General features: G+C 61.2%; 15 protein-coding genes. 9 read left to right on the forward strand and 6 right to left on the reverse strand.

Features of this window, described 5'->3' with window-relative positions:
- Positions 1–354: hypothetical protein (locus GPS82_RS06025; RefSeq protein WP_296492157.1), on the forward strand; the 354-nt coding region annotated here is incomplete at its 5' end.
- A gap of 121 nt (positions 355–475) precedes the next feature.
- Here GPS82_RS06025 and recD read toward each other — a convergent pair.
- Genes recD through GPS82_RS06045 form a run of 4 tightly spaced genes read right to left on the reverse strand, consistent with a single transcriptional unit; the run spans position 476 to position 10,825 of the window.
- The gene (gene recD / locus GPS82_RS06030) at positions 476–2,248 is read right to left on the reverse strand and encodes an exodeoxyribonuclease V subunit alpha (protein ID WP_296492159.1); all 1,773 of its coding nucleotides are present in this window, start codon (positions 2,246–2,248) and stop codon (positions 476–478) included.
- Positions 2,245–5,898 (reverse strand): exodeoxyribonuclease V subunit beta, encoded by a 3,654-nt coding sequence (gene recB, locus GPS82_RS06035; protein WP_296492162.1) that lies wholly within the window; start codon positions 5,896–5,898, stop codon positions 2,245–2,247. Before recB ends, recD begins: the two co-directional genes overlap by 4 nt.
- On the reverse strand, positions 5,895–9,350 hold the full coding sequence (gene recC, locus GPS82_RS06040; RefSeq protein WP_296492165.1) for an exodeoxyribonuclease V subunit gamma: 3,456 nt from the start codon (positions 9,348–9,350) through the stop codon (positions 5,895–5,897). The genes recB and recC overlap by 4 nt, the downstream gene beginning before the upstream one ends.
- Positions 9,347–10,825, reverse strand: a complete 1,479-nt coding sequence (locus GPS82_RS06045; RefSeq protein WP_296492167.1) for a PLP-dependent aminotransferase family protein — start codon at positions 10,823–10,825, stop codon at positions 9,347–9,349. Before GPS82_RS06045 ends, recC begins: the two co-directional genes overlap by 4 nt.
- 124 nt (positions 10,826–10,949) lie before the next feature.
- Here GPS82_RS06045 and GPS82_RS06050 point away from each other — a divergent pair, with 124 nt between their 5' ends.
- From GPS82_RS06050 to GPS82_RS06080, 7 genes are all read left to right on the forward strand, one after another.
- Positions 10,950–12,317 carry a glutamine synthetase family protein gene (locus GPS82_RS06050; protein ID WP_296492170.1) on the forward strand — a complete coding sequence of 456 codons (1,368 nt, stop codon included), beginning with the start codon at positions 10,950–10,952 and terminating at the stop codon, positions 12,315–12,317.
- A 47-nt stretch (positions 12,318–12,364) separates the two neighbouring features.
- Positions 12,365–13,774, forward strand: coding sequence for an aspartate aminotransferase family protein (locus GPS82_RS06055; RefSeq protein WP_296492173.1), 1,410 nt, complete (start codon positions 12,365–12,367; stop codon positions 13,772–13,774).
- Between the two features lie 95 nt (positions 13,775–13,869).
- Entirely contained in the window at positions 13,870–15,030 is a 1,161-nt protein-coding gene (locus GPS82_RS06060) for an extracellular solute-binding protein (protein ID WP_296492189.1), read from the forward strand.
- A 96-nt stretch (positions 15,031–15,126) separates the two neighbouring features.
- Entirely contained in the window at positions 15,127–16,227 is a 1,101-nt protein-coding gene (gene potA / locus GPS82_RS06065; protein ID WP_296492175.1) for a polyamine ABC transporter ATP-binding protein, read from the forward strand.
- A 9-nt stretch (positions 16,228–16,236) separates the two neighbouring features.
- Positions 16,237–17,154 (forward strand): ABC transporter permease, encoded by a 918-nt coding sequence (locus GPS82_RS06070; protein ID WP_296492178.1) that lies wholly within the window; start codon positions 16,237–16,239, stop codon positions 17,152–17,154.
- Positions 17,155–17,163: 9 nt separating this feature from the next.
- Positions 17,164–18,024 carry an ABC transporter permease subunit gene (locus tag GPS82_RS06075; protein ID WP_296492180.1) on the forward strand — a complete coding sequence of 287 codons (861 nt, stop codon included), beginning with the start codon at positions 17,164–17,166 and terminating at the stop codon, positions 18,022–18,024.
- Between the two features lie 56 nt (positions 18,025–18,080).
- Positions 18,081–19,550 carry an aldehyde dehydrogenase gene (locus tag GPS82_RS06080; RefSeq protein WP_296492182.1) on the forward strand — a complete coding sequence of 490 codons (1,470 nt, stop codon included), beginning with the start codon at positions 18,081–18,083 and terminating at the stop codon, positions 19,548–19,550.
- A 43-nt stretch (positions 19,551–19,593) separates the two neighbouring features.
- Here the strand turns inward: GPS82_RS06080 and GPS82_RS06085 are convergent, their stop codons facing one another.
- Both GPS82_RS06085 and GPS82_RS06090 read right to left on the reverse strand, forming a co-directional pair.
- On the reverse strand, positions 19,594–20,019 hold the full coding sequence (locus GPS82_RS06085; protein ID WP_296492183.1) for a cyclic nucleotide-binding domain-containing protein: 426 nt from the start codon (positions 20,017–20,019) through the stop codon (positions 19,594–19,596).
- Between the two features lie 13 nt (positions 20,020–20,032).
- Positions 20,033–22,807, reverse strand: a complete 2,775-nt coding sequence (locus tag GPS82_RS06090) for an Npt1/Npt2 family nucleotide transporter (protein ID WP_296492185.1) — start codon at positions 22,805–22,807, stop codon at positions 20,033–20,035.
- Positions 22,808–23,178: 371 nt separating this feature from the next.
- Here GPS82_RS06090 and aceA point away from each other — a divergent pair.
- On the forward strand, positions 23,179–24,187 hold a 1,009-nt coding region (aceA, locus tag GPS82_RS06095; RefSeq protein WP_296492186.1), incomplete at its 3' end, for an isocitrate lyase.

Raw genomic sequence — 24,187 nt, forward strand, 5'->3', positions numbered from 1 at the left:
GGCGAACTCGGCGCAGTGCTGGTGGAACTGCCGGTGATCCTGACCATTGCCTGGCTGGTCTGCGCGCGCATCCTGCGGCGCTGGCCGCTGTTGCCCCCTTCGGCGGCGGCGATGGGTGCCATCGCCTTCTTGCTGTTGATGCTGGCCGAGGCAGGTCTGTCGACGCTGTTGGCCGGCCGCAGCTTGGCGGAGCACCTGGCACTGTATGCACAACTGCCACACCAGGTGGGACTGGCGGGGCAATTGGCCTTTGCTGTGTTTCCGTGGATGCAGGCACGCAAAGGACCGATGCGCAGCGGCAGCTGCCGGTCAGGGTGCCTGTCAAGCAGGTCGGCAAACGGCAAGAAGTCTTAACTTGGAGGAGGTGAGTTGAGTTGAGTGACCGGCTGAATCCAAGATCGTCAAAAGACACCAAAAGCTGAGAGTCCCTCAGAAATTTCCGGTGCGGGGCATAGTGTCGTTGGCTTCATGCGGTTCACAGCTCAGTCAGCCCGCCACTGCGCAGCACCTTGACTGCCACCGCGTGCCATAGCACCTGTGTCTGCGGCACCACCAGCGTCAGTCGGTCCCTGGCCCGCGTCATGCCGGTGTAAAGCAGTTCGCGCGTCAACACGGCCACCGGCCGGTCGGGCAGCACCAGGGCCACATGCTCAAATTCGGAGCCTTGTGATTTGTGCACGGTCATGGCAAACACGGTCTCGGCTGCGTCCAACCGCGAAGGCAATATCCAGCGGATACCGCCTTGCCCGTTGGGGAAGGCCACGCGCAAACCGTGGCTGTGGGGCAGGCACAGGCCCACGTCGCCATTCATCAGTTTGAGGTTGTAGTCGTTGCGGGTCACCATGACCGGGCGGCCGGTGTACCAGCCCTCAACGGGCAGGCCCAGGCTGCTGGCAATGCGCTGGTTCAGGTGGTTCACGCCCCAGGGCCCGTCGCGCACCGCGCACAGCACCTGAAATTTTGTAAATTCATTCAGGGCGGCCAGCGCCTGGGTGTCGCTGCACGCGGCTGTTTTCAGGGGCAGCAGGGTTTGCAGCCAGGATGCCCAGCCGTGTTTAAAAAGGGCCGTCAGGCGCGCATCCTGGGGCTGGCCGGGCTGCAGGCGGTCGACGCTGGTGGCTTTGGTGGCTTGCCAGTTTGGGGTTTGGCGCCAGAGTTGTTCCACGCCCGTAACATCACCGGCATTCACGGCCCGAGCCCATTGGCCAATGGCACTGTCGCCAGAAAACCGGTAACTGAAGCGCAACATGACGGTTTGCTGCGCCAGTGCCGAGCCCTGGCCGGCCCAGGCGTTTAAATGGGTGTTGGTGGTTTGCGCCAGCCAGGCCAGCGTGTCGGGCGTGTAGTTGCCCAGGTCGGCACCGGCACACAGTTGACCCATCACGGCACCGGCCTCGACCGATGCCAGCTGGTCTTTGTCGCCCAGCAGGATCAGGCTGGCGGTGAGCGGCACCGCTGCCAGCAAGCGGGCCATCATGTCGAGGTCGATCATCGAGGCCTCGTCCACCACGACCAGGTCCACGGCCAACTCGGGCACGGCGTCTTGCGCCAGGTTGCTGCGCACCTGCAGCAGTTTGTGCAGTGTGACGGCCTGGGGCGGGAGGTGCTGTTGCATGGCCGCGGGCAGCTTTTGCAACGCTGAGGCAATCGATTCGCCCAGCCGGGCGGCCGCCTTCCCAGTTGGGGCCGCCAGCGCGATGCGCAAGGGCGTGTGCTGGCGCGCCGGGTCGGCTTGCAGCAGGGCCAACAGGCGCACCACGGTGGTAGTTTTGCCAGTGCCGGGGCCGCCAGTGATGAGGGTGAAGCGTTTGCGCGCGGCCAGCGCACAAGCCACTTTTTGCCAATCCGGGTCTGAGATTGGGGAAGTCTCTGGCGTAAAAAGTTGCGCCAAAGAATCGGCCAGATTGACCGGGGAAGGGCAGGGCTGGGCAAGCCGGGCGGCAATCGACGCGCGGATGCTTTGCTCGGCCTGCCAGTTGCGGCGCAGGTACAGGCGTTGGCCGTCCAGCACCAGCGGGCTGTTGGTGCCTTCTGTCCACGGCAGGCTGGCGGCGCTTTGGCGCAACTCGGGCTGGACCGTCGTCAAATCCAGGCAGGCATGGCCCAAGCCGAACTGGTGGCTCACCAGCGCGGCCAGTGCGGTGTGCTGGGGCTCGGGGCTGGGCTGCACCTGCTGCAGGTAGCTGGCAAAGGCTTTGTCGAGCCCGGTCAAGGGCGGCAAGCCGGGGTTGATTTCTGTGCCGCTCATGGTGTAGCCCTGGTCGGGTCAGTGTGTTCCCGTGAGCCGGAAAACGCCGCATCCAGTGCCTCGATCAGGGCTTTGGGGGGCCGGTCAACATACAGGCCGGCGCCATGCTGGTCAATGCCGCGCAAAAACAAATACAGCGCACCGCCTACATGCATGTCGTAGTCGTAGTCGGCCAAGCGTGACTTGAGCAGCCGGTGCAGCGCCAGCAAATACAACGTGTATTGCACGTCATAGCGGTGCGCCAGAATGGCCTGCTTCAGTTGCGCCGGGTCGTAGCCGGGCAGCTTGTTGGACTTGTAATCGAGCACGTAGTAGCGGCCCTCAATCACCAGCATCAGGTCGATGAAGCCGGTGAGCATGCCCTCCAGCTGCCGCGCCTGCAGCGCTGCCCGGGTCTGGCCGGGCAGCACATGTTGGCCGATCAGGCGGTCGAGCTGGGTACTTCCCAGCGACCTGACCGGTAAGTTGAAGGCCATTTCGGCCCAAAAATCGTCAGCGTTCAGGCGGCCCAGTACAAAGTCAGACGCAGCCGCCATGGGCAAGGGCGTGCTGATGATGGCTTGCACCCAGGGGGTCAGCAGCGCGCACTCGGCGTCGTCGAGCTTGAGCCCTTGCGCTTTTCGGATCAGCAGGTTTTGCCACTCGCCGACGAGCGCTGTGGGCGGGTTGTCTTGTGCTGCGGGCCAGCCCTTGTCTGCTTGCCATTCCAGCAGATCATGCAGCAGGGTGCCGTATTGGCTGCCAGCCTTGAAAGCGTTAAAGGGCAGGGGCAGCAGCTCGGGCTGGGCTGGCTCGTCGTTGATCTGGTGTGGCGCGTTGTCGATTTGTGCGTCGCCCTGGCGTTCGTCCAGTTCAGACCCGGCGTTCTGGGCCGGTGCTGCTGGCGCCACATCACGTGTCAAGGCGCTAAAGCTGGCGCTCCACCAGCGGCTGCGCAGCTGGCGCCGGGCGGTGAGGGCCGGTTTCCAGGCTTTGGCACAAGCCTGCGGGGTATAAGCCGTGGCCTCGGGCTCGGGGGCGTTTTGCACCAGAATGTGCTCGCAGGCCCAGCCTTGCAGGCACTGCGCCAGATCACCCGGGGCTTGGCGGCCGAGCAGCGCCGACACCGCACTTTTGATTTTTGGGCTGTTGCCATACACATCGCCCCGGGTGGGGGTGATGCCAACCCACACGGCCTGCTCGGCACGGGTCAGCGCCACGTAGAGCAGGCGAATGTCTTCGGCCAGCCGCTGCGGCTCGTCTTCAGCCTTGTCAGCCGGCCGGTAGTTCGACACAAATGGCAGGAACACCAGCGGGTATTGAAGCCCCTTGGCCTTGTGCAGGGTGATAACCTGCACCAGGTCGGCATCACTTTCAAGGCGCAATTGCGCCGTGTCGCCGCTGGCCTTTGGGTCGCGCAATTGATCTTCCAGGTAACGCAGCAAGGCGCCTTCGCCCTGCAAACCCAGACTGGCGGTTTGCAGCAAGTCGCCCAGGTGCAGCAGGTTGGTCAGCTGGCGCTCGCCCTGCGTGTTGGCCGCGTCGTCCGGGTTGAGCAGCCGCGCCGCAATGAACTGCTCATGCAGCAGTTGGTGCAGCATCGGCAAAAAGCCCTGGTGTTGCCAGATTTTTTGCCAGGCATGAAAACGTTCGCTCAAAGCGTCCCAGGCGAGTTCATCCTGAAACAAGTTTTCAAGATCGATCCAGGGCAGACCCCAAAGCGCTGTGGCCAGCGCGGCACGCACACATTGGGCATCACGCGGATTCGCCACGGCCCGCAGAATGCGCCACAGGTCGGTGGCCTGCGCGGTGGCAAACACACTGTCGCGCTCTGACAAATACACGCTGCGCACGCCACGGCAGGACAAGGCGTTGCGAATGGCACGCGCCTCGACCCAGTTTTTCACCAGCACCGCCATGGCGCCGGGTGGGGCGGCGCCTTCGTTGAGCAGGCGCACCATCTGGCTGGCAAAGACCTCGGCCAGTTGACGCAATTGCACCGGCTTGCGCGGCATTTTGGCGTGCTGCAGGTGCCAGACGGTCATGGCGGCCTGGGTCTGGCCGGCCACTTGCAGCGGCTGCACATTGGCGTTGCAGGCGGTGACCATTTCATAAGGCACGTCACCAAAGGGTTTGACGGCGTGGGCAAACACATGGTTCACGGCGGCCACCAGGCCTTCGGTGGAGCGGAAGTTGCCCGACAGGGTGTGAATGGCCTGGGCCTGCTGGCGCGCGCTCAGGTAGGTGGCCAGGTCGGCGCCGCGAAAGCTGTAAATGGCCTGTTTGGGGTCGCCAATCATGATCAGACCGGTGCCGTGCCCGGCCTCCGATGTGGTGCCCGGCGTGCCATAGATTTTGTCGAGCGCGCCGTACTGCCAGGGGTCGGTGTCTTGAAACTCGTCGACCAGCGCCACCGGAAATTGCTGCCGAATGGCGTCTGCCAGGCGCCCATCCGGGGCCTGCAGCGCGTGGTACAGGTGTTGCAGCAGATCAGAAAAATCAAATTGCGCCAGCCGGGCTTTGGCCTGCCGGTAGGCCGCACCAACCTCAAAGGCAGCGTGGGCCAGCAACTGTTCGGCCACTGGCGGTTCGGCGGCAAGATGCATGCAGAGGGCTTCGGTGTGGGCAAAAGCACTGTGCTGCGCGGCCTCGGCCCAGCCACTTTCCAGCAGGCGTGACATTGCAAAACGCTGCAGGGTGTCGAGCTTGATGGACTCGCCTTGTTGCCAGGCCGCCATTTGCGCCAGCCAGCCTGGCAGCCAATTGGCCCGGTAGTTCTTGAGGGCCTTGCGCGCGGCGGCGTCATTGACCAGCGCCACCAGCTCCGGCGTCCAGGCGAGCCGTGCGGTGGATGCCAGCGCCTGCTGCTGGTGCTGCCAGGTTTCCCAAGCCCGGATGATGACATCGGGCGCTAGGAGCCCGGGCGGCAGAGCGTTCTGCTGCGTGTCCCCCGCCCTGCGGGCTCCTCCTTTTACCTGCGCAGAACGCTCTGCCGCCCAGGCTCCTAGTTCCGGCGCGGTGGCTGAATGCGGTGCCTTGTCCTCTTTGACCCAGAGTGGTCCCAGTTGATCCAGCAGATCCTGCGGGGAATTGCCCACGGCTTGCAGGGCGCCCAGCTGGTCAGCCGACAGCGGGTAAAACCACTTGCGCCAATAGTCTTGCACGGCAGCCAGCTTGAGCTGCTGGCTGTCTTCAACCCGGCTTTGCTGGAACAGGCTGGCGCTGTCAAAAGCGTGCGTTTTGAGCATCCGGCTGCTCCAGCCGTGGATGGTAAAGATGGCGGCCTCGTCCATCCACTGGGCGGCTATGTCCAGCCGATCCGCGCAGGCGGGCCATTGCGCTTCTGTAATCTCGGAGCGCAAGGCGCGAAGAAAATCATCGACTTCAAAGCCCGGCTGCTCGCCGTGATGAAAGTAGCGCGCCGCCTGTGCCAGGCGTGTGCGGATGCGCCCGCGCAGCTCGGCGGTGGCGGCATCGGTGAAGGTCATGACCAGAATTTGCGGCGGGTACAGGCCCTGGCCCAGGCCGCTGTGGCCTGGCACATGGCCCAGCACCAGGCGCACATAGAGCGCGGCCAGCGTCCAGGTTTTGCCGGTGCCGGCCGAGGCCTCGATCACCTGCAGGCCGGTGAGCGGCAGGGTCAGGGGATTGAGCTTTTGGATGGCGCTCATGGGTTGACGCCCTCGCTTGGGCTCAGTTGAAGGTGCCGCGCCAGGTCGCCGTACAAGCACTCGGCCCAGATGGGCAGCTCGGACTCGATGTCGTCATAACTCTCGAACGCGCGCGCCAGGTAGGCTGACTCGATGCGCTCACCGGCGCGGTGCGTCCCTTCAAAAACGGCTTGGGCTGCGTCATGCGGGTCCTTTGGCTCCTTGTCGGGATCGGTTGTGGCCAGCCGGGCGACCTGTGCCTGGACTTGCAGGAAGGCCCAGGCTGTTTTGCAGGCCACCGGAAGTGGGCGCTCCCAGGCCGCCAGATAGGCGCTGACCAGTTTCTGTAAAACGCGCAGGGCTTCGTCTTGGGGCAGGGGGGCAAAGCACACCTGGCCGTCCAGTCCCAGTTGCACGCTGGTCAGCGGCATGGCGCTGGCACAGGCCACCAGATGGTGCAGCCACAAGCTAACCACCACATGGGCGCGTGCCGTGCGGGCCTCTTTGTCGCCCTCCAGCACCGCGCCGACGCGCTGATGGCGCAGCAGCCAGCCGGCCTCGCCGCTGTACAAACCCTCCAGCGTGCCGGTGAGGCTGATACCTGCAATCTGCAAGTCAATCGACTGCGCTGGCAGAGGGTGCGGGTAACGCAGCGTCCATTCGCTTTGCCGATCCAGCACCACTTGCGTTTTTTCCTGTAGTTCAGTGGCGAGGCGCAGGCCAAAGGCGGCCATCGGCAGTTGGCCCGAGAGCGTCAGCTGCTCCAGCGCCGCAGCCATGTCATTGGCATCGAGCAAGGACTGGCCCGCTTGGTACTGTGCCAGGCCGTCCAGGGCAAAGGGTTCCTCGGTTTGTTCCAGCTCTTCCAGCGTGTCGAGTCGCACCCGCAGGCGCGACTTGAAAAACACCTCGACCGGCTGGCGCAGCAGTTGCCGCAGGTCGGCCAGCGTGAGGCAGGTGGGTGCGGCCAGGGCGGCGTGCGGCGGGTTTGGCGCTGTTGATGGCTGGGCGGTTTGGGGTTGGGGCTGCTCATGCACCCGTGCCCAGTCTGAGGCGTAGGTGGCATACGGCGAATCCTGCAAAAAATAGGCCTCCGAGAACGCTTGCAGGGGTTGTTGCCGGGGCTGCGGGGCACTCTGCCAACCCGCCTGCAGGTAGTCCAGCAGTTGCGCCACCAGCACCGAGGGTGGTTGTTCGCTGTTGTCGGTGGCGCGGTGGCCCTGCCAGCTCATAAAGAGCTTTTGCCGCGCCGACAAAATGGCTTCCAGAAACAGGTAGCGGTCGTCCTCGCGGCGCGAGCGGTCGCCGGCGCGCCAGCTCATGCCCATCAGGTCAAAGTCGCGGGCTGCCTTTTGCCGCGGGTAGTCGCCGTCGTTCATGCCCAGCAGGCAAATCACCTTGAACGGGATGGCGCGCATGGGCATCAGGGTGCCAAACTGGACGCCGCCGCCAAAAAAGCGCTGCTGCAAACTGCTTTCTTCAATTTGCGACAACCAATGCTCGCGCACCACGTCAAGCGGCAGCGGGGTCTCAAGCTCGGCTGCGACGCAAGCTTGTAGCCACACTTCGAGTGCGGCCAGGCAGCGCTGGATGAGCCGCTCGTCAAGGTCATCTGCAGCGGCAAAGAAGCGCTCGACAAGGCTTGCCAACGTCAATCCCCATTGGGCTGGCGTTTTGCTTTCCGACAATTCCTGCAGGGTTTGATTGACCGCCCCGGTCCAGTCCAGCAGGGCGCTGATCGCCCCGGCGTCGAGTCCGTTCAGCGCCGCTTGCGGCAGGGTGTCACCCCAGGGTGCACCGGCGCCCACGGCATAACCCAGCAGCAGGCGCCGCAGGCCAAATGCCCAGGTGTTCTGGTCCAGACCCGCCACGCCTGCAGGCACACCCCAGGCCTTTCGGTGGTTGGCATCCAGGCCCCAGCGCACGCCGGCCCCGGCCAGCCAATCGTGTAATTGCGCCACATCGGCCTCATTCAGACCAAAACGCTGGCGCGCCGCCGCCACTTCAAACAGGCCCAGCCAGTCAGCCAGTGACACCCGGGAGGTGGGCAGCGACAACAGCTGCTCCAACGCCTGCACCAGCGGTGACTGGCGCGGCGTGGTGTCGGCCACCGAATACGGAATGTGCCGCGCCTGCCCGGCGGCAAAGCGGCCAAAGACCGCCTGAATGTGGGGCGCAAACGTGGCCATGTCGGGCACCATCACCATCACGTCACGCGGACTCAAGGCCGGGTCGGCGTCAAACCAGGCCAGCAACTGGTCGTGCAGCACCTCCACCTCACGCTGGGGGCCATGGCAGGTGACCAGGCTGATGCTGTCGTCATCCGACTGCACGTCACGCTTGGCATCCGGCGTGCCCCGTGCGGGTTCCAGGTTCAGAATGCCCGACTGCAACTGGTTCAGCAGCGTCGGCGGCGCCAGTCCGGCTACGGGGTCAACAAATAGTTCCACTCGTCTCATGTGTGGCCGGTACAGCGCCACGTTGTCAAAGTTGTCCAGCAGTTGCAGGTAATCGCGCCCCTGCTTGCCCCAGGAGGCCAGCAAGGGATGGCCGTGACCGGGAAGCGGCCTGACTGCTTGGCGGCGCTGCAATTGGGCGCGCATCTGGTCATGCCCGGCCACGATGTCGCCCCAGTAATACTGACACGGGTTTTGCACCAGCATCAGCACCTGGCAGACCTGCCCCAGTTGCGACAACGCCTCGATGGTTTGCATCGGCAGCGAGGATATGCCAAACACCACCAGCCGCGGCGGCAAGCCCGCCGGGCGCTGGCCCGTGGCCCGGCACTGCGCCAGTTGCGACTGAAGCGCAGCCATGAAGCGCGCATGCACGCTGGCGCGCGAGGTATCGGCCAGCGCAGGCCCCACATCGGCGCGCAGGTCGCGCCACAACTGGGCTTGCCAGGCGTGGGCGGCGGGCAGCACGCCGGGCTGGCCATGGTGGTCGCGCAGCAGATCCTGGCCGGTCGCCCAGTCGGCCAGCCAGTCGGCGCGGTAGCTTTGGTAGGCATCAAAAACATCGGCCACCTGCAGCGCCAACTGATAGAGCTTGCGGCCGTCGGTGTCGCCGCTCAAATAACGTTGGAGCGGCGCATACACCGGGTTGCCGGCCGCCAGTTCGGGCAACAGGCGCACCAGACGCCAAAGCAGATGATCCTTGTCAAAAGGCATGTGCGGCGGCACTGCCGCGTCGCCCAGCACCTTGCGGTAGACCTGCCACAGGTAACCGCTGGGCAGCTCGAGCCGGGTGGCGGCGCAAATGCCCAGTGCTGCATCGTCGGCCAGCGCCATCTCCAGCCAGTGCTTCATGCCGTTGCTTTGCACCAGGATCACCTCGGGTGTGAGTGGCGGCAGTGGCTGTGCGCGCAAAAATTCAGTCAACAGGTCGCGCAGGTCTTCCAGCCGGTTGCCGTGCAAGACCATGAAACCGGAGGGATACGAGGTGTCGGTCACCCCGTGCGATGTGTGGTTCATGCTGAGGCGCCGCTGCGTTGCAAGGCGTTGGTGATGGTGCGGGCCAGCAGCGGGCCAAAGTGCTCGATTTCTGCCAGCGGCGCGTAGCCGTAGCCAATGATCAGGCCACGCAGTTGCGCCTGCTCAATGCAATAGGCAGAGAGCGGGCGCACCGTCAAGCCAAGTTTCTTGATGTGCTGCGCCAGCGCTTTGTCGTCCAGCGTATCGGGCAGGCGCAGGCACAGGTGCAGGCCCTGCTCGGCGCCGGTGATCTGGGCTTGCGCACCCAGGCAGGGTTGCAGCGCCGCCAGCAGGCTGGCGCGCCGCTGGGCGTAACTTTGCCGTGCGCGGCGCAGGGCGCTGGCGAAATGTCCCATCTCTATAAACTCGGCCAGCGCCGCCTGGACCGGCATCTGGCCGGGGCGATTCAGGTCGTAGTGGGCGCGCTTGAAGGCAGCAGCGAGCCCCTTGGGAACCACCATGTAACCCAGTTTGAGCCCCGGATAAAGCACCTTGGAAAACGAGCCCAAATAGATCACGCGCTGGTCGGTGTCGAGCCCGGCCAGCGACGAAATGGGTGGCCCGCTAAAGCGAAACTCACTGTCGTAGTCGTCCTCCAGGATCCAGGCCTGGTGCTGGCGCGCCAGCAACAAGATCTGATGCCGCCGCGGCAATGACATCACGGCACCCGTGGGGTATTGGTGCGACGGCGTCACATAGATCAGGCGCGGCGGCACGGCGTTGTCGCTGGCCTGGGGCGCAATGCCTTGCTCGTCCACCGGCACCGCGTGCAGATTTAAACCAGTGGCCATGAAGGCCTTTACGGCGCCCCAATAAGCCGGGTCTTCGAGCCACACCGCATCACTCTGGTTGGCCAGCAACTGGGCGCACAGCACCAGCGACTCCTGCGTGCCGCTGGTGATGATGACCTGTTCCAGGTCCAGCGGCACGCTGCGAAATACCCGCAGGTAGTCGGCCACGGCGCGGCGCAGCGGGGCGTAGCCGCCCGAACTGCTGTAGTCGAGCATGTCGGGGTAGGTCATGCGCCAGTGCTTGTTCTGCAGGCGTTGCCATAAGCCCAGCGGGAAGGCACTGAAATCGGCGATGCCCGGTGTAAACGGCTGGATCTCGAGGTCGGTGGCGCAAAAGCTGCTAGTTAGGGACAGGCCGCGGGTGGACAGGGTGGCCTGTCCGCTGGGCGCCCCCCGATGCGGGTACGCGGGCATTTTGGGCACGTTGTCGCTGACAAAGGTGCCGCTGCCGATACGACTGACCAGGTAGCCCTCAACTGTCAACTGGTTGATGGCGGCGACCACGGTGTTGCGCGACAGTTGCAGGTCCTGGGTCAGGTCGCGGCTGGAGGGCAGGCGCTCGCCAGCGGTCAGTTTGCCGTCCAGAATGGCGCGCCGAAGGGCTTCATACAACTGGCGGTGCAGCGGCAGCCGGGAGGGCTGGTTCAGGCAGGCAATCTCGGTCAGTAACAGTTCCGAAAGCATGGGTGAGCAGAAGTGGCACCAAGTGGCAGGTTTAAATGGCTCTGATTGTGAACCAATTTCGGATTCACAATGGCCTTTGACGCAACGCGCAAAATAGCAGTCACGTTACACCCTGGAGCAAACCATGAATGCCAAGAAGTCAATGAGTTTCAACGATCTGGAGCAATGGCTCAACGAGCGCCGCGTGACCGAGGTGGAATGCCTGGTGCCCGACCTGACGGGCGTGGCGCGCGGCAAAATTTTGCCCCGTGGCAAGTTCACCGAAGACCGGGGCATGCGCCTGCCGCAGTCGGTGGTGGCCATGGGCGTGACCGGCGAGTTCCCCGAGAGCGGCCCCTATTACGATGTGATCGACCCCACCGACAAGGACATGCAACTGCGCCCCGACCCATCCACCGTGCGCATTGTTCCCTGGGCCAGCGACCCCACCGCACAGGTTATCCACGACTGTTTTGACCACAAGGGCAACCTGGTCCCGTTTGCCCCGCGCAGCGTGTTGCGCCGGGTCTGCGACCTGTTTGCCGCCGAGGGACTCAAACCCATCGTTGCGCCCGAACTGGAGTTTTACCTGACCGCCCGCAACACCGACCCCAACACGCTGCTGCGCCCGCCGATTGGCCGCAGCGGCCGCAGTGAGACCTCGCGCCAGGCTTACAGCATTGATGCGGTCAACGAGTTCGACCCGTTGTTTGAAGAAATTTACGATTTTTCAGACAAGATGGAGCTCAATGTGGACACGCTGATTCATGAAATCGGCGCAGGCCAGATGGAAATCAATTTTTTCCACGCCGAGCCGCTGGGCCTGGCTGACGAGGTGTTCTTTTTCAAGCGCACGGTGCGTGAATCGGCGCTGCGCCACGACATGTACGCCACCTTCATGGCCAAGCCGATCGCCGGCGAGCCGGGCAGCGCCATGCATGTGCACCAGAGCATTCTGAACGTGGCCACCGGCAAGAACATCTTCAGCAATGACGACGGCACACCCTCAGACGCCTTCATGCACTACATCGGCGGCCTGCAGCGCTACATCCCGGCGGCGATGGTGCTGGTGGCGCCTTATGTGAACAGCTACCGGCGCCTGTCGCGCAACACTGCCGCGCCGATCAACATCGAATGGGGTTACGACAACCGCACCGTGGGCATCCGCTCGCCGATTTCATCGCCCGAGGCGCGCCGGGTCGAAAACCGCGTGATTGGCGCTGACGCCAACCCCTATGTGGCGCTGGCCATGACCATGGCCTGCGGCTACCTGGGGCTCAAGAACAAGATCAAGCCCAAGGCCGAAATGAAGGGCGACGCCTACCTGTCGCCCTACGCGCTGCCACGCAGCCTGGGCGAAGCGCTCGACTGGTTGCGCCGCGAGTCCGATCTGCACGAGGTGTTGGGCAAGGAATTCATCACCGTGTACTCGGAAATCAAGGAGGTTGAGTTCGACGAGTTCATGAAGGTGATTTCACCTTGGGAGCGAGAGCACCTGCTGTTGCATGTGTAAGACGCCACATTTTCAGCTTTTCCATTGTTGACTCAAGGACTGCCACCATGACCGCTATGACATCTTCCCAGCACCTGTCCACGCAAGAAATCCAGGCTTTGGACAGCGCCCACTTTATCCACCCCTTCACCGACCACGGCGACCTGGCCACCCGCGGCGCGCGCGTGATCGTCAGGTCTGAGGGCATTTACGTCTGGGATTCCGAGGGTGAAAAATTGCTCGATGCGATGAGCGGCCTGTGGTGCGTCAACGTCGGCTATGGCCGCAAGGAACTGGCACAAGCGGCCTACGACCAGATGCTGGCGCTGCCGTTCTACAACAGCTTTTTCCAGACCACCAACGTGCCGGCCGTCAAACTGGCCACGCGCCTGGCGGCATTGGCGCCCAAGGTGGATGACCGCAGCTTTGAGCATGTTTTTTACTCCAGCAGCGGCTCCGAGAGCAACGACTCCAATGTGCGCATGGTGCGCCGCTACTGGGACCTGCTGGGCCAGCCGCAGCGCAAGGTGATCATCAGCCGGGTCAACGCCTACCACGGCAGCACCATGGCCGGAGCCTCGCTGGGCGGCATGAGCGGCATGCACGCGCAAGGCGACTTGCCCATACCCAACATCACGCACATTGAGCAGCCATACTTTTTTGAAAATGGCCTGCCAGGTGAAAGCGCCGACGCCTTTGGCCTGCGCGCAGCGGGCTGGCTGGAAGAAAAAATTCTGGCGGTTGGCGTTGACAAGGTGGCCGCGTTCATTGCCGAGCCCATTCAGGGCGCCGGCGGCGTCATCATCCCGCCGACCACCTATTGGCCCGAGATTCAGCGCATTGTTGACAAATACGGCATCCTGCTGATCAGCGACGAGGTGATTTGTGCTTTCGGGCGCCTGGGTCACTGGTTTGCCTACGAAAAATTCGGCTACAAGCCCGACCTGGTGACCTTTGCCAAGGCCGTCACCAGCGGCTACATCCCGCTGGGCGGCGTCATGGTGGGCAACCGCGTGGCCCAAGTGCTGATTGAGAAGGGCGGCGAATTCAACCATGGCTACACCTATAGCGGCCACCCGGTGGCCTGCGCCGTGGCGCTGGCCAACCTCGACATCATGGAGAGTGAACAACTGCCGCAACGCGTCAGGGACGACACCGGCCCGTACTTGGCCCAATGTTTTGAGGCCATTGCTGGTCATCCGCTGGTGGGTGTGGCCGAGACCTGCGGCCTGACCGCGGGCCTGGTGCTGGTCAAAAACAAACTCACCGGAGAGCGCTTCGCGGCAGACCTGTCGGTCGGCATGATGTGCCGGCGCCATTGCTTTCAGAATGGCCTGATCATGCGTGCGGTGGGCGACCGCATGATCATTGCTCCGCCGCTGATCATGACCCGTGCCGACATCGACGAGATGATGCGCCTGATCCGACAGGCCCTCGACCTGACTCACCGGGAATTGACCCAAAAAGGGTTGATTTAACCGTTTCCCTCAAAAATTCGGCTGGTCTGGTTTTTGCTAGGTTTAAACTAACGCGTCCCCTTCACCTCTTTTCTCTTATTCGGAGTGATCTCATGATGAAAAAATACCTTTGGTCGTTTGCGTTATCAGCCATCGTTCTGGCCGGGTGTGGCAAAAAAGAGGAGCCGCCAGCGCCCGCTCCTGCCCCGGTGGCAAGCGCCCCGGCACCCGCGCCTGTCAATACCGAAGAAAAAGTGCTCAACATCTACAACTGGCCCGACTACATTCCCGAGGGCATGATTGCCACGTTCGAAAAAGAAACCGGGATCAAGGTGAACTACGACACCTTTGAGACCAATGAAGCGCTGCACGCCAAACTGGTGGCCGGTAATTCGGGCTACGACATCGTGGTGCCCGGCTCGGTGTTTGCCAAGCCCCAGATTGAAGGCGGCTTGTTGCAGGCGCTGGACAAGACCAAGATCCCCAACCTGAGCAATCTTGACGCTCCCATCATGACCACGCTGGCGGCCAAGACCGACCCCGACAACAAGCACCTGGTGCCCTGGGCTTGGGGTTTCACCACGGTCGGCATCAACAAAACCAAGGCGGCGAAGGCCCTCGGCACAATGCCAATGCCGGAAAACGCCTGGGACCTGGTGTTTAAACCCGAATACACGTCCAAGCTCAAATCCTGCGGTATTGCCTACCTGGATTCACCCACCGAGATCATTCCCGTGGCCCTGCACTACATTGGCAAAGACGCTTACTCCAATGATCCGGCTGACTACAAACTGGCCACCGAAATGCTGGCCAAGGTGCGCAAGGATGTGCGCATCTTCAGTTCGACCATGATCGACGACATTGCCGGTGGCAAAGCCTGCGTGGTCATTGGCTGGTCGGGGGACATCAACATTGCCGCTGCGCGCGCCAAGGAGAACAAGTCCAAGGACGAGATCGAGTCCTTGTTGCCGAGCACTGGTGCACTGATCTTCTTTGACACCATGGCCATCACCAAGGATGCCAAGCACCCCAACAATGCCCACGCCTTCATTGACTTCTATCTGCGTGCTGAAAATGCTGCGCTCATGAGCAACGAGATGAACTACCCCACGGCCAACAAGGCGGGGGTGCCATTGGTCAAACCGGAAATTGCCAACAACAAGACGATCTTCGTCGAGGCTGACTATTTTGCCAAGATGATCCCGCCCAGCAGCTTCAGCAATGAATCCCGCGAAGCCATGGCCAATGCCTACAACAGCTTCAAAAAGGGCAAGTAAAGTCTGCCGGTGAGGACGCTAACGGGCTGTTTGTACGCGCTGTATGAACAGCCCTTTCTTATCATGGGGGTGATGTGCTGAACCAAAGGGCTGACCATGGCTGATGCGGGTACCAAAAAAGACTATCTTGTGACCGAGAAGCTGGTCAAACGTTTCGACGAGTCGCTGGCGGTTGATGAAGTCAACCTGTCCATCAGCAAAGGCGAGATTTTTGCCCTGCTGGGCAGCTCGGGCTGCGGCAAATCCACGCTGTTGCGCATGCTGGCGGGTTTTGAAACCCCGACTTCAGGGCGCATTTTGCTGGGTGGCCAGGATGTGGCCAAGCTGGCACCGTATGAGCGCCCGTTCAACATGATGTTCCAGTCCTACGCCTTGTTTCCGCATCTGGACATCTACGAGAACATCGCCTTTGGCCTCAAGCGCGAGGGGCTGCCCAATAACGACATCAAACAGCGCGTGGGTGAGATGCTCGACCTGGTGCAATTGACCCCCTATGCCAAACGCAAACCCCACCAACTGTCAGGCGGCCAGCAGCAGCGGGTGGCGCTGGCGCGTAGCCTGGCCAAAAAGCCCAGCGTGCTGTTGCTCGACGAGCCGCTCGGCGCACTCGACAAAAAGCTGCGCGAGCAAACCCAGTTTGAACTTGTCAACATCATTGAAAAGGTGGGCGTAACCTGTGTCATGGTGACTCATGACCAGGAAGAAGCCATGACCATGGCGGGCCGTATTGCGGTCATGAGCAAGGGCAGGGTGCTGCAGGTGGGCTCACCCGAGGAGGTTTATGAGCATCCGGCCAACCGTTTCGTGGCTGACTTCATCGGCAACGTCAATCTGTTCGACGGCAGACTCAGCGTTGACCAGCCAGACCGTTGCGCAGTTGAAACGACCATAGGCGAGATTCATGTGGGCCACGGCATCAGCGGCGCCCTGCACATGCCGGTGTCGATCGCGGTGCGCCCCGAGAAAATTGAAATCAGCAAGGAGCGGCCCGAGTTTGCGCACAACCTGTTCTCCGGCAAAGTCAAGGAGATCGCCTACTTTGGGTCGTACAACTCCTTTATTGTCCAGGCCTCTAACGGGTCCCGGATCAAGATCACCGAGGCCAACACCTCGCGCCACGACCTCAGCAACATCACCTGGGAAGACAACGTGTTTTTCTGGTGGCACGATGGCGCCGGCATTGTGCTGCGCGACTGAGGACACGCCATGGCCATTCAGAGTTTGACGATGCCCGGCAAACGCTTTGTCATCAGCGTGCCTTTTGTCTGGCTGATCCTGTTTTTTCTGTTCCCGTTCCTGATCCTGCTGTACATCAGCTTTGTCGACATGGGCAACGACATTTCGCCGTTCAAACCCATCTGGGATTCCAGCACCGGCCTGCTTCACCTCAAGTACGAAAACTACTGGTCAATTTTTCGCACCGGCGAGGGTGGCGCATTATTTCAGACGCTTTACGTTGATGCCTATGTGCGCTCAATCTGGTACGCATTGTGCACAGCGCTGTTGTGCCTGGTGATCGGCTACCCGTTTTCGTATTTCATCGCCCGCGCCAAACCCAGCGTGCGCCCGGCCCTGTTGATGATGGTCATGCTGCCGTTCTGGACGTCGTTTCTGCTGCGGGTCTATGCCTGGAAAGGCATTTTGGCCGACCAGGGCGTGCTGAACCAGATTTTCATGGGTTTGGGCCTGATCAACGAGCCGTTGCAAATGCTTTACACCGACGTCTCGATGCTGGTCGGCATGACCTATGTGTATTTGCCCTTCATGGTGCTGCCGCTTTACGCCAACCTGGTCAAGATGGACTTTCGTCTTCTGGAAGCTGCCTACGATCTGGGCGCATCTCCTTTCAAGGCGTTCTGGCTGATCACGGTGCCGCTGTCCAAGGTCGGCATCATCGCCGGGTTCATGCTGGTGTTCATTCCATCGGTGGGCGAGTTCGTGATTCCGTCGCTGCTTGGCGGCCCTGAGAACATCATGATCGGCCGGGTGGTTTGGGACGAAATGTTCAGCAGCAACAACTGGCCGCGCGCCACGGCGCTGGCAGTGGTGATGATTGGCCTGATCGTGGTGCCGCTGGGCATTTATTACCACTACACCGGCGATGCGGCCGAACCCAAAGCCTGAGGCCAGCCCATGAAGCATTTCCTGAGTCGCCATTTCGGCAAGCTGTGGATGGGATTGACCTTCCTGTTCTTGTACCTGCCGCTGTTCTTCATGATCGTGTTTTCTTTCAACAGCACGCGTCAGGATGCGGTGTTCACCGGTTTTTCGCTGCGCTGGTACGAGGCGCTCACGCGTGACACCAAGATCGTTGACGGTTTCTGGCTCTCGCTCAAGGTGGCCACCGCCGCTGGTTTGGCGTCTGCTGTGCTGGCCACTTTTGCCGCCTTTGTGCTGGTGCGTTACCGCCGCTTTCCCGGGCGCACGCTGTTCTCGGGCATGGTCAATGCCCCGTTGGTGATGCCCGAGGTGGTGATCGGCCTGTCGTTGCTGCTGCTCATGGTGGGCGTTCAAAATGCCTTTGGCTGGCCGCAGCGCGGCATGCTGACGATTGTGCTGGGCCATACCCTGCTGGGAATGGCCTACGGCATGGTGGTGATCCAGTCGCGGTTGCTGGAAATGGACCGGTCCATCGAGGAGGCCGCGATGGATCTTGGTGCCAAGCCTTTCCAGGTGTTCTTTCTGATCACCATGCCCAATATTTTGCCGGCCATCCTTGCCGCCTTTTTGCTGGCCTTCACGCTGTCGTTCGACGATGTGGTGATCGCCGAGTTCTTGTCAGGCCCCGGGGTCAACACGCTGCCGCAGGTGATCTTTGGTTATGCCAGGCGCGGCATCAACCCCACCATTTACGCGGCGGCCACGCTGCTGATCGTGTCGGTCACCCTGGTGGTGGTGGCCTACAGCGTCTGGGTGGCGCGCCAGACGCGTCGGCGCGAGCGCGAGATTGCTGCCGCCACGCGCGCCGAGCTGGCTGCCTTGCAGCCAGGCTAACCCTTGTTGGCGACCTCCATTTTGGTTGCCGGCACCTTTATCTTTGAGGTTTAGACATGACAACGCACACTTATGACGGCCGGGCCTTGATCAACGGGGCGCGTGTTCACGCGCGCGACGGTCAGACCTTTGACTGCATTTCGCCGGTCGATGGCCGCCTGCTCACCAGCGTGGCGCGTTGCGGCCAGGCCGATGTCGATGCGGCAGTGGCGGCGGCAAGAGCGGCGTTTGAAGACCGGCGCTGGTGTGGTCTGGCACCGGCGGCGCGCAAGCGCGTCATGATCAGATTTGCCGACCAGTTATCGGCCCACGCTGATGAACTTGCCTTGATGGAAACGCTTGACATGGGCAAACCGATTCAGTATGCCCGCAGCGTCGACGTCAACAGTGCGGCCAATTGCCTTCGCTGGTACGGCGAGGCAGTTGACAAGATTTACGACGAGATTGCACCCACGGCCAGCACCGCGCTGGCGCTGATCCAGCGCGAGCCGATGGGCGTGGTGGGCGTCATCGTGCCCTGGAACTACCCCATGATCATGGCCGCCTGGAAGATCGCTCCGGCGCTGGCTGCTGGCAATTCCGTGGTGCTCAAGCCCAGCGAAAAATCGCCCCTGACGGCACTGCGCCTGGCCGAACTGGCGCTGGAGGCAGGTATTCCGCCCGGCGTCTTCAACGTGGTGCCGGGCTATGGCGTCGAAGCTGGGTCACCGCTGGCGCTGCACATGGACGTCGACTGCATTGCCTTTACCGGCTCGACCCGGGTCGGCAAGCAAATTCATGTGATGGCCGGGCAAAGCAACCTCAAACGCGCCTGGACCGAACTCGGTGGCAAGTCGCCCAACATCGTTTTTGCCGATTGCCCGGACCTGGACAAAGCGGTCCAGGCTGCGGTTGGCAGCATCTTCTTTAACCAGGGCGAAAGCTGCAATGCCCCCTCCAGGCTGTTTGTCGAAGCCGGCATTCGCGACCAGTTTCTGGAGAAGGCCCTGGCGCTGGTGCCCGGATACGCGCCCGCCAATCCGCTGGCGCCCGACACCGTGATGGGTGCCATCGTTGACCAGACGCAAATGAACTCGGTGCTGCGTTACATCGAACTGGGCAAGCAGGAGGGCGCGGCGCTGCTTGCCGGAGGTGAGCAGGCGCTGGTTGACACCGGCGGCTGCTACGTGCAGCCCACCATTTTTGCCGGTGTGACGCCCGACATGACCATCGCCCGCGAAGAAATTTTTGGCCCGGTGCTCTCCGTGCTGTCGTTCACCGATGCGGCTGATGTGGTCAAGCAGGCCAATGCCAGCGTGTATGGTTTGCAGGCGGCAGTGTGGTCGCGCGACATCAACAAGGCCATGGGCGTGGCGCGCGCGCTGCGCGCCGGCACGGTGCACGTGAACCAGTACGACGAAGACGACATCACCGTGCCATTTGGTGGCTACAAGCAAAGCGGGGTAGGGCGCGACAAGTCACTGCACGCGTTTGACAAGTACACCGAGATGAAAACCACCTGGATCCGCATCGACAGTCCGGTGTGATGGTCAGCCATTCAAAACGCACCAGGTTTCCCGGGCATTGGCGTTACGAGTTGTCGCGAGGCGTTGTGGCGCGCCGCAGGCGACGACACAGCACCGCAATGATGCCGCGTGCAACCTCGACATCGCTGGCGATCAAGATGTTGATGTCCTGATGGCTGATACGCAAGAGCGTGGATGGTTCGGTTGCCTTAAGGGTCGCGGACCGGGGCTCCGGATCCAGGGCGGCCATTTCACCAATCACTTCGCGTTCGCCCATTTGACTCACAGCCACACCATTGATCACCACTTCCAACCTCCCCGAAACCACAACGAACAGGCTGGTTCCCATTTCTCCCTGCTCAAAAAGAACTTGCCCGGTGTCCAGCATGACTGGCACACTGCGCTGCGCCACTTCGGCCAGGAACTCTTCCCGGACCGCTTCAAAAATGCTTGTTGTGCGCAAAATGAGAACTTTTTCGATGATCAGCATGGCGATTGATTCTTTAAGCGGGTGACACAAGGCGGGCACTTGCCCATGCGTGCAGTTCAGTGACAAACGGGGCGGTTTCAGGCGGAAGGTCATGCAGCCAGTTGGCGTCAATTTCAGTATGCTGCACGGTGGCAAAAATAATGCATGCCCGCATCCATGGGGTGATCACACTGGAGGGCAGGGCGCCCAGTTCGCGCAGTCGGGCCGCAACTGTCAGGTTCGGTTGCGCAATAGCGCGCAGCAGGGCCGCATGGCGCTGTTCCTGTGGCGACTCCAGCAATCCAAGAACCGCCGATTTCAGTTCTCTGGGTACCAGGTGTTCAATTGCTTCAGCCAGATAAGCGCCATCGGCCTGGCTGCCGAACCTGATCAACTGCCACGCGCTGTCGAGCCCACCGCTCTGGGACAGGTAACCCAGAAGGTGCGCAACACTTTCTTGCCTTTGCTCTATTTCCGAGGCCAAGGAGCGCCTGACCAATTCAATCGATGCATCATCACGCATTGCAGCAAGATCAGCGTGGGCAGCCGCCAGCAATGCGGCCTGGTTCACTTCCTCTTTCAAGAGCCTAAGACCTTCTGGACGACTTTCTTCAGAGCAATGGTGCTGGCATTGATTCAGCATCCGCAACATGACACGGCGCAAGGCGCGATCCGCCGCCCCCAGATGCCTGACCAGACAGCGGCCGGCCAGCGGGCCACCAATCAGCCCAATGGCCGTGATGGCGTGGGCACGCGACGCTTGGGGGGCTGCTGTGTCTCCAATAAAGTCGTCAATGATAGGTAGTGAGGCCTCACCCCCGGCCACCAGCGCCATGCGAGCTGCCTGTTCACAACCCGGGATTGACAAAGCATCCAGAATGAGTGGCCACAGTTCTGGGCTGCACACATTGCCTGCTGCCCGCAGGGCGGCAAGCCGAACTGAGACATCAGGATCACTCAGAAGCTGAGCCAACGGGCGACGAAACTGGGGCATCGCCGTGCGTTCAATGATTTGGGCAGCAAACTGGCGATCCTCGGGCAAGCTGCTGTTGAGCAGGTCCAGGAATCGGCCGCCAGCTGCCAGCATGCCCTCGATTCCGCCATGACGCATCAGCGCCGCAAAAGCATCCAGCCTGACGGTCAAGGATGTCGATGTCAGAAAAGCGGCAATCCGATCTGCCGCGTCTGTTGCCCCGGTTGCCGCGTAAGCCCGCAATGCTGCGCCAATGACTTTAGGCTCGGTCTCGCTCATCAATAAACTTTGCAGCAGGGGCGCAGCCTCAAGCAAACCGGTTATTTCGGCTTGGTTGATACCGGCCATGCGCACTTCAGCTTCTGGGTGAGACAGGATCGCACTGAATAGGGGTAGGTCAAATTGACCGCGTTCAGCCAGCAGATTCACGCAATAAAGGGCCTCGCCGACGCGCTTGCTGTTGACCCCTTGCCGCAGAACACGAATACTTTCTTCATCAGACACATCAAGGTCAATCCCACCGAGTCCCCGGTTCGCAAGCGCCTCGCGCAAAGCCAGGAGGTAGCCTTTGTGTTGCGCGAAGATGCAAGTCGCCCACACCAGTGCAGCGACCAGGATGGCATGGCTGATGCCAAATGCCGTGAAACCGGCCCACTGTGCGAGGACGTACAAGATCACGCCCGCAATGCCGCCTGACAGGGGCTCAACCATGCTTTCCATGGCTGCCTGGAGCCCGTTGCGTTTGGCAGCGGGGAAAGGCTGAAAAAGCGTGACCGAGCTGGTCTTGTCCAAGGTGTAGCGAAGCGACTGATCGATCACTTTGCCACCAACCACGAGCCAAAACAACCACTCGCCATTGCCAACGCCGATGCTGTGCCCGGCGACCACGACCGCCATGCCGACAGTCATGAGTAGCACTGGCAGCACGAGCAAGCCATTGCGAAGGCCGAAACGGCTCACCAACGGCGCCGAAATCAACAAGCCGGTGACAAGGCTGAGCACGCCAATCACCGCTTGCGTCATGCCCAGGAAAGCCGCCAGCTCATTTTCGTTCGGAAAGCGGGCGTTGGCCCGTTCGTAAAAAGCGAAGTCGGTCAAAAAATAAACCAACTGCGAGAAGAAAACCACGGTTACAAGAATACGGATGTAAGGTGCTCGCCACCAACCTGATATCGCCGAACCTGCCGGCGCATTGGTGATGCCGGCCTCCTCATTTTCCTGCTCGCGTTGCGGAGTGAACCGGCCAAAAATGAGCAGCGTCACGCCAAGGCCGACGGCAATCCCAAGCCCCGACATCCACAGTAAATCCGCTGGTTTCAGCCAGGTCAACAGCATCGGCGTTGCAAGGCCTCCGATGATGACTGCGGTGGGCTCGCCTGAACCGATGATCCCGAATAGTCGCTTCCCCTGGCGGAGTGTCATCAACTGACTTGCCATTCCCCACAACATCAGGCTGACCAGCGCAAACTCAACCTCAAACCAGACGATGCCGGCAAAAGCCACCCATTCCAGGCCGGGGACCTGATAGGCCGCCCACAGGCCTGCCAGCACCAAAAGATCGGTGACGAGAGTGCCGAAGATCAATGTGCGAAGCTTTACTCTGCCCTCGAAGCGGACGTAAAAGTAACCGCCCAAGGGTATCAATATCGCCTGCAGAATGTAGGCGAGGGGCATGGCCTCAGCGCCGTAGCGGTCAAGCAGCAAGGTATGTGTCGCTGTCGACGTAAAGACGCGCGGTATGCCGGTGACGAAAAAAGAAAACAGACAGAGCAAAAGTGTCAGTCTCGCTTCATCAGACAGTTGAAAGCCGAAATGTGAAAGCCTGCTCTTGGTCATTCAGGATTGCTCAGTTGATCGGTTGTCAACGTTAATAAGTTTCGGGGGATGGGGTGTCCGAGCTTAACGGAAGAACGACACCAAAGAACATGTGATTCAGCTTGATAATATTTTTCTCAATACGAAATCAAAATTTCGTATTGTGGAATTATGAATACCTAATGTCACTTTAAATTACAGCGATTTAAGAAAATGTATTTCGCATTGAGAAAGATTAAACCTAAGTAATTGATTATATTTAATTAAATAAAAGTCTTCTATAAGACATAAGATGTGTTCCATGTCTTATAGAAGACATAGAATAAGGTTCATGACATCGACCGCTTGCAGCGACAGATGCCAAACATTTTCATCAACTTAGGAGTGTCACCATGCCACAAGCCCTCACCGAACAATTGAGCCGTGAACAACAAATCGCCGCCCTTGAAAAAGACTGGGCGACCAACCCGCGCTGGAAAGGCATCAAGCGCGGCTACAGCGCTGCCGACGTGGTGCGTCTGCGTGGTTCATTCCCCATCGAGCACACCCTGGCGCGCCGTGGTGCTGAAAAGCTCTGGAACCTGCTCCACACTGAGGACTATGTGAACTGCCTGGGCGCACTCACAGGCGGTCAAGCCATGCAGCAGGTCAAGGCTGGTGTCAAAGCCATTTACCTGTCGGGCTGGCAAGTTGCTGCCGACAACAACACCTCGGCTTCGATGTACCCTGACCAGTCCCTGTACGCAGTGGACTCGGTGCCAAAAATGGTTGAACGCATCAACAACACCTTCCGCCGTGCCGACGAGATTCAGCATTCCCGCGGTATCGATGCGGGCGACAAAGGCTACATTGACAACTTCGCGCCCATCGTGGCCGACGCTGAAGCCGGCTTTGGCGGTGTCCTCAACGGCTTTGAACTGATGAAGAACATGATTCGCGCAGGCGCTGCCGGCGTGCATTGGGAAGACCAGTTGGCATCGGCCAAAAAATGCGGCCACATGGGTGGCAAGGTGCTCGTTCCCACCACCGAAGCCTGCCAGAAGCTCATTGCCGCCCGCATGGCAGCTGACGTCTGCGGTGTGCCCACCCTGGTGATTGCCCGCACCGACGCAGAAGCTGCCGACCTCCTGACCAGCGACTACGACGAAAACGACAAACCCTTCCTGACCGGTGAGCGCACCGCCGAAGGCTTTTACAAATCACGCAAGGGCCTGGACCAGGCGATCAGCCGCGCCGTGGCTTACGCCGACTACGCCGACCTGGTGTGGTGCGAAACCGGCACGCCCGACCTCGAATTTGCCCGCAAATTCGCCGAGGCTGTGCACGCCAAGCACCCCGGAAAAATGCTGGCCTACAACTGCTCGCCATCGTTCAACTGGAAGAAAAACCTGGACGATGCCA

Origin of the sequence: Rhodoferax sp. (assembly GCF_011391645.1) — a bacterium.
Classification (GTDB): Bacteria; Pseudomonadota; Gammaproteobacteria; order Burkholderiales; family Burkholderiaceae_C; genus Rhodoferax.

Coding starts and splice junctions, on each gene's coding strand:
- recD (WP_296492159.1), bottom strand. CDS start 2,248: ATGAGCGGCACAGAAATCAACCCCGGCTTGCCGCCCTTGACCGGGCTC.
- recB (WP_296492162.1), bottom strand. CDS start 5,898: ATGAGCGCCATCCAAAAGCTCAATCCCCTGACCCTGCCGCTCACCGGC.
- recC (WP_296492165.1), bottom strand. CDS start 9,350: ATGAACCACACATCGCACGGGGTGACCGACACCTCGTATCCCTCCGGT.
- GPS82_RS06045 (WP_296492167.1), bottom strand. CDS start 10,825: ATGCTTTCGGAACTGTTACTGACCGAGATTGCCTGCCTGAACCAGCCC.
- GPS82_RS06050 (WP_296492170.1), top strand. CDS start 10,950: ATGAATGCCAAGAAGTCAATGAGTTTCAACGATCTGGAGCAATGGCTC.
- GPS82_RS06055 (WP_296492173.1), top strand. CDS start 12,365: ATGACCGCTATGACATCTTCCCAGCACCTGTCCACGCAAGAAATCCAG.
- GPS82_RS06060 (WP_296492189.1), top strand. CDS start 13,870: ATGAAAAAATACCTTTGGTCGTTTGCGTTATCAGCCATCGTTCTGGCC.
- potA (WP_296492175.1), top strand. CDS start 15,127: ATGGCTGATGCGGGTACCAAAAAAGACTATCTTGTGACCGAGAAGCTG.
- GPS82_RS06070 (WP_296492178.1), top strand. CDS start 16,237: ATGGCCATTCAGAGTTTGACGATGCCCGGCAAACGCTTTGTCATCAGC.
- GPS82_RS06075 (WP_296492180.1), top strand. CDS start 17,164: ATGAAGCATTTCCTGAGTCGCCATTTCGGCAAGCTGTGGATGGGATTG.
- GPS82_RS06080 (WP_296492182.1), top strand. CDS start 18,081: ATGACAACGCACACTTATGACGGCCGGGCCTTGATCAACGGGGCGCGT.
- GPS82_RS06085 (WP_296492183.1), bottom strand. CDS start 20,019: ATGCTGATCATCGAAAAAGTTCTCATTTTGCGCACAACAAGCATTTTT.
- GPS82_RS06090 (WP_296492185.1), bottom strand. CDS start 22,807: ATGACCAAGAGCAGGCTTTCACATTTCGGCTTTCAACTGTCTGATGAA.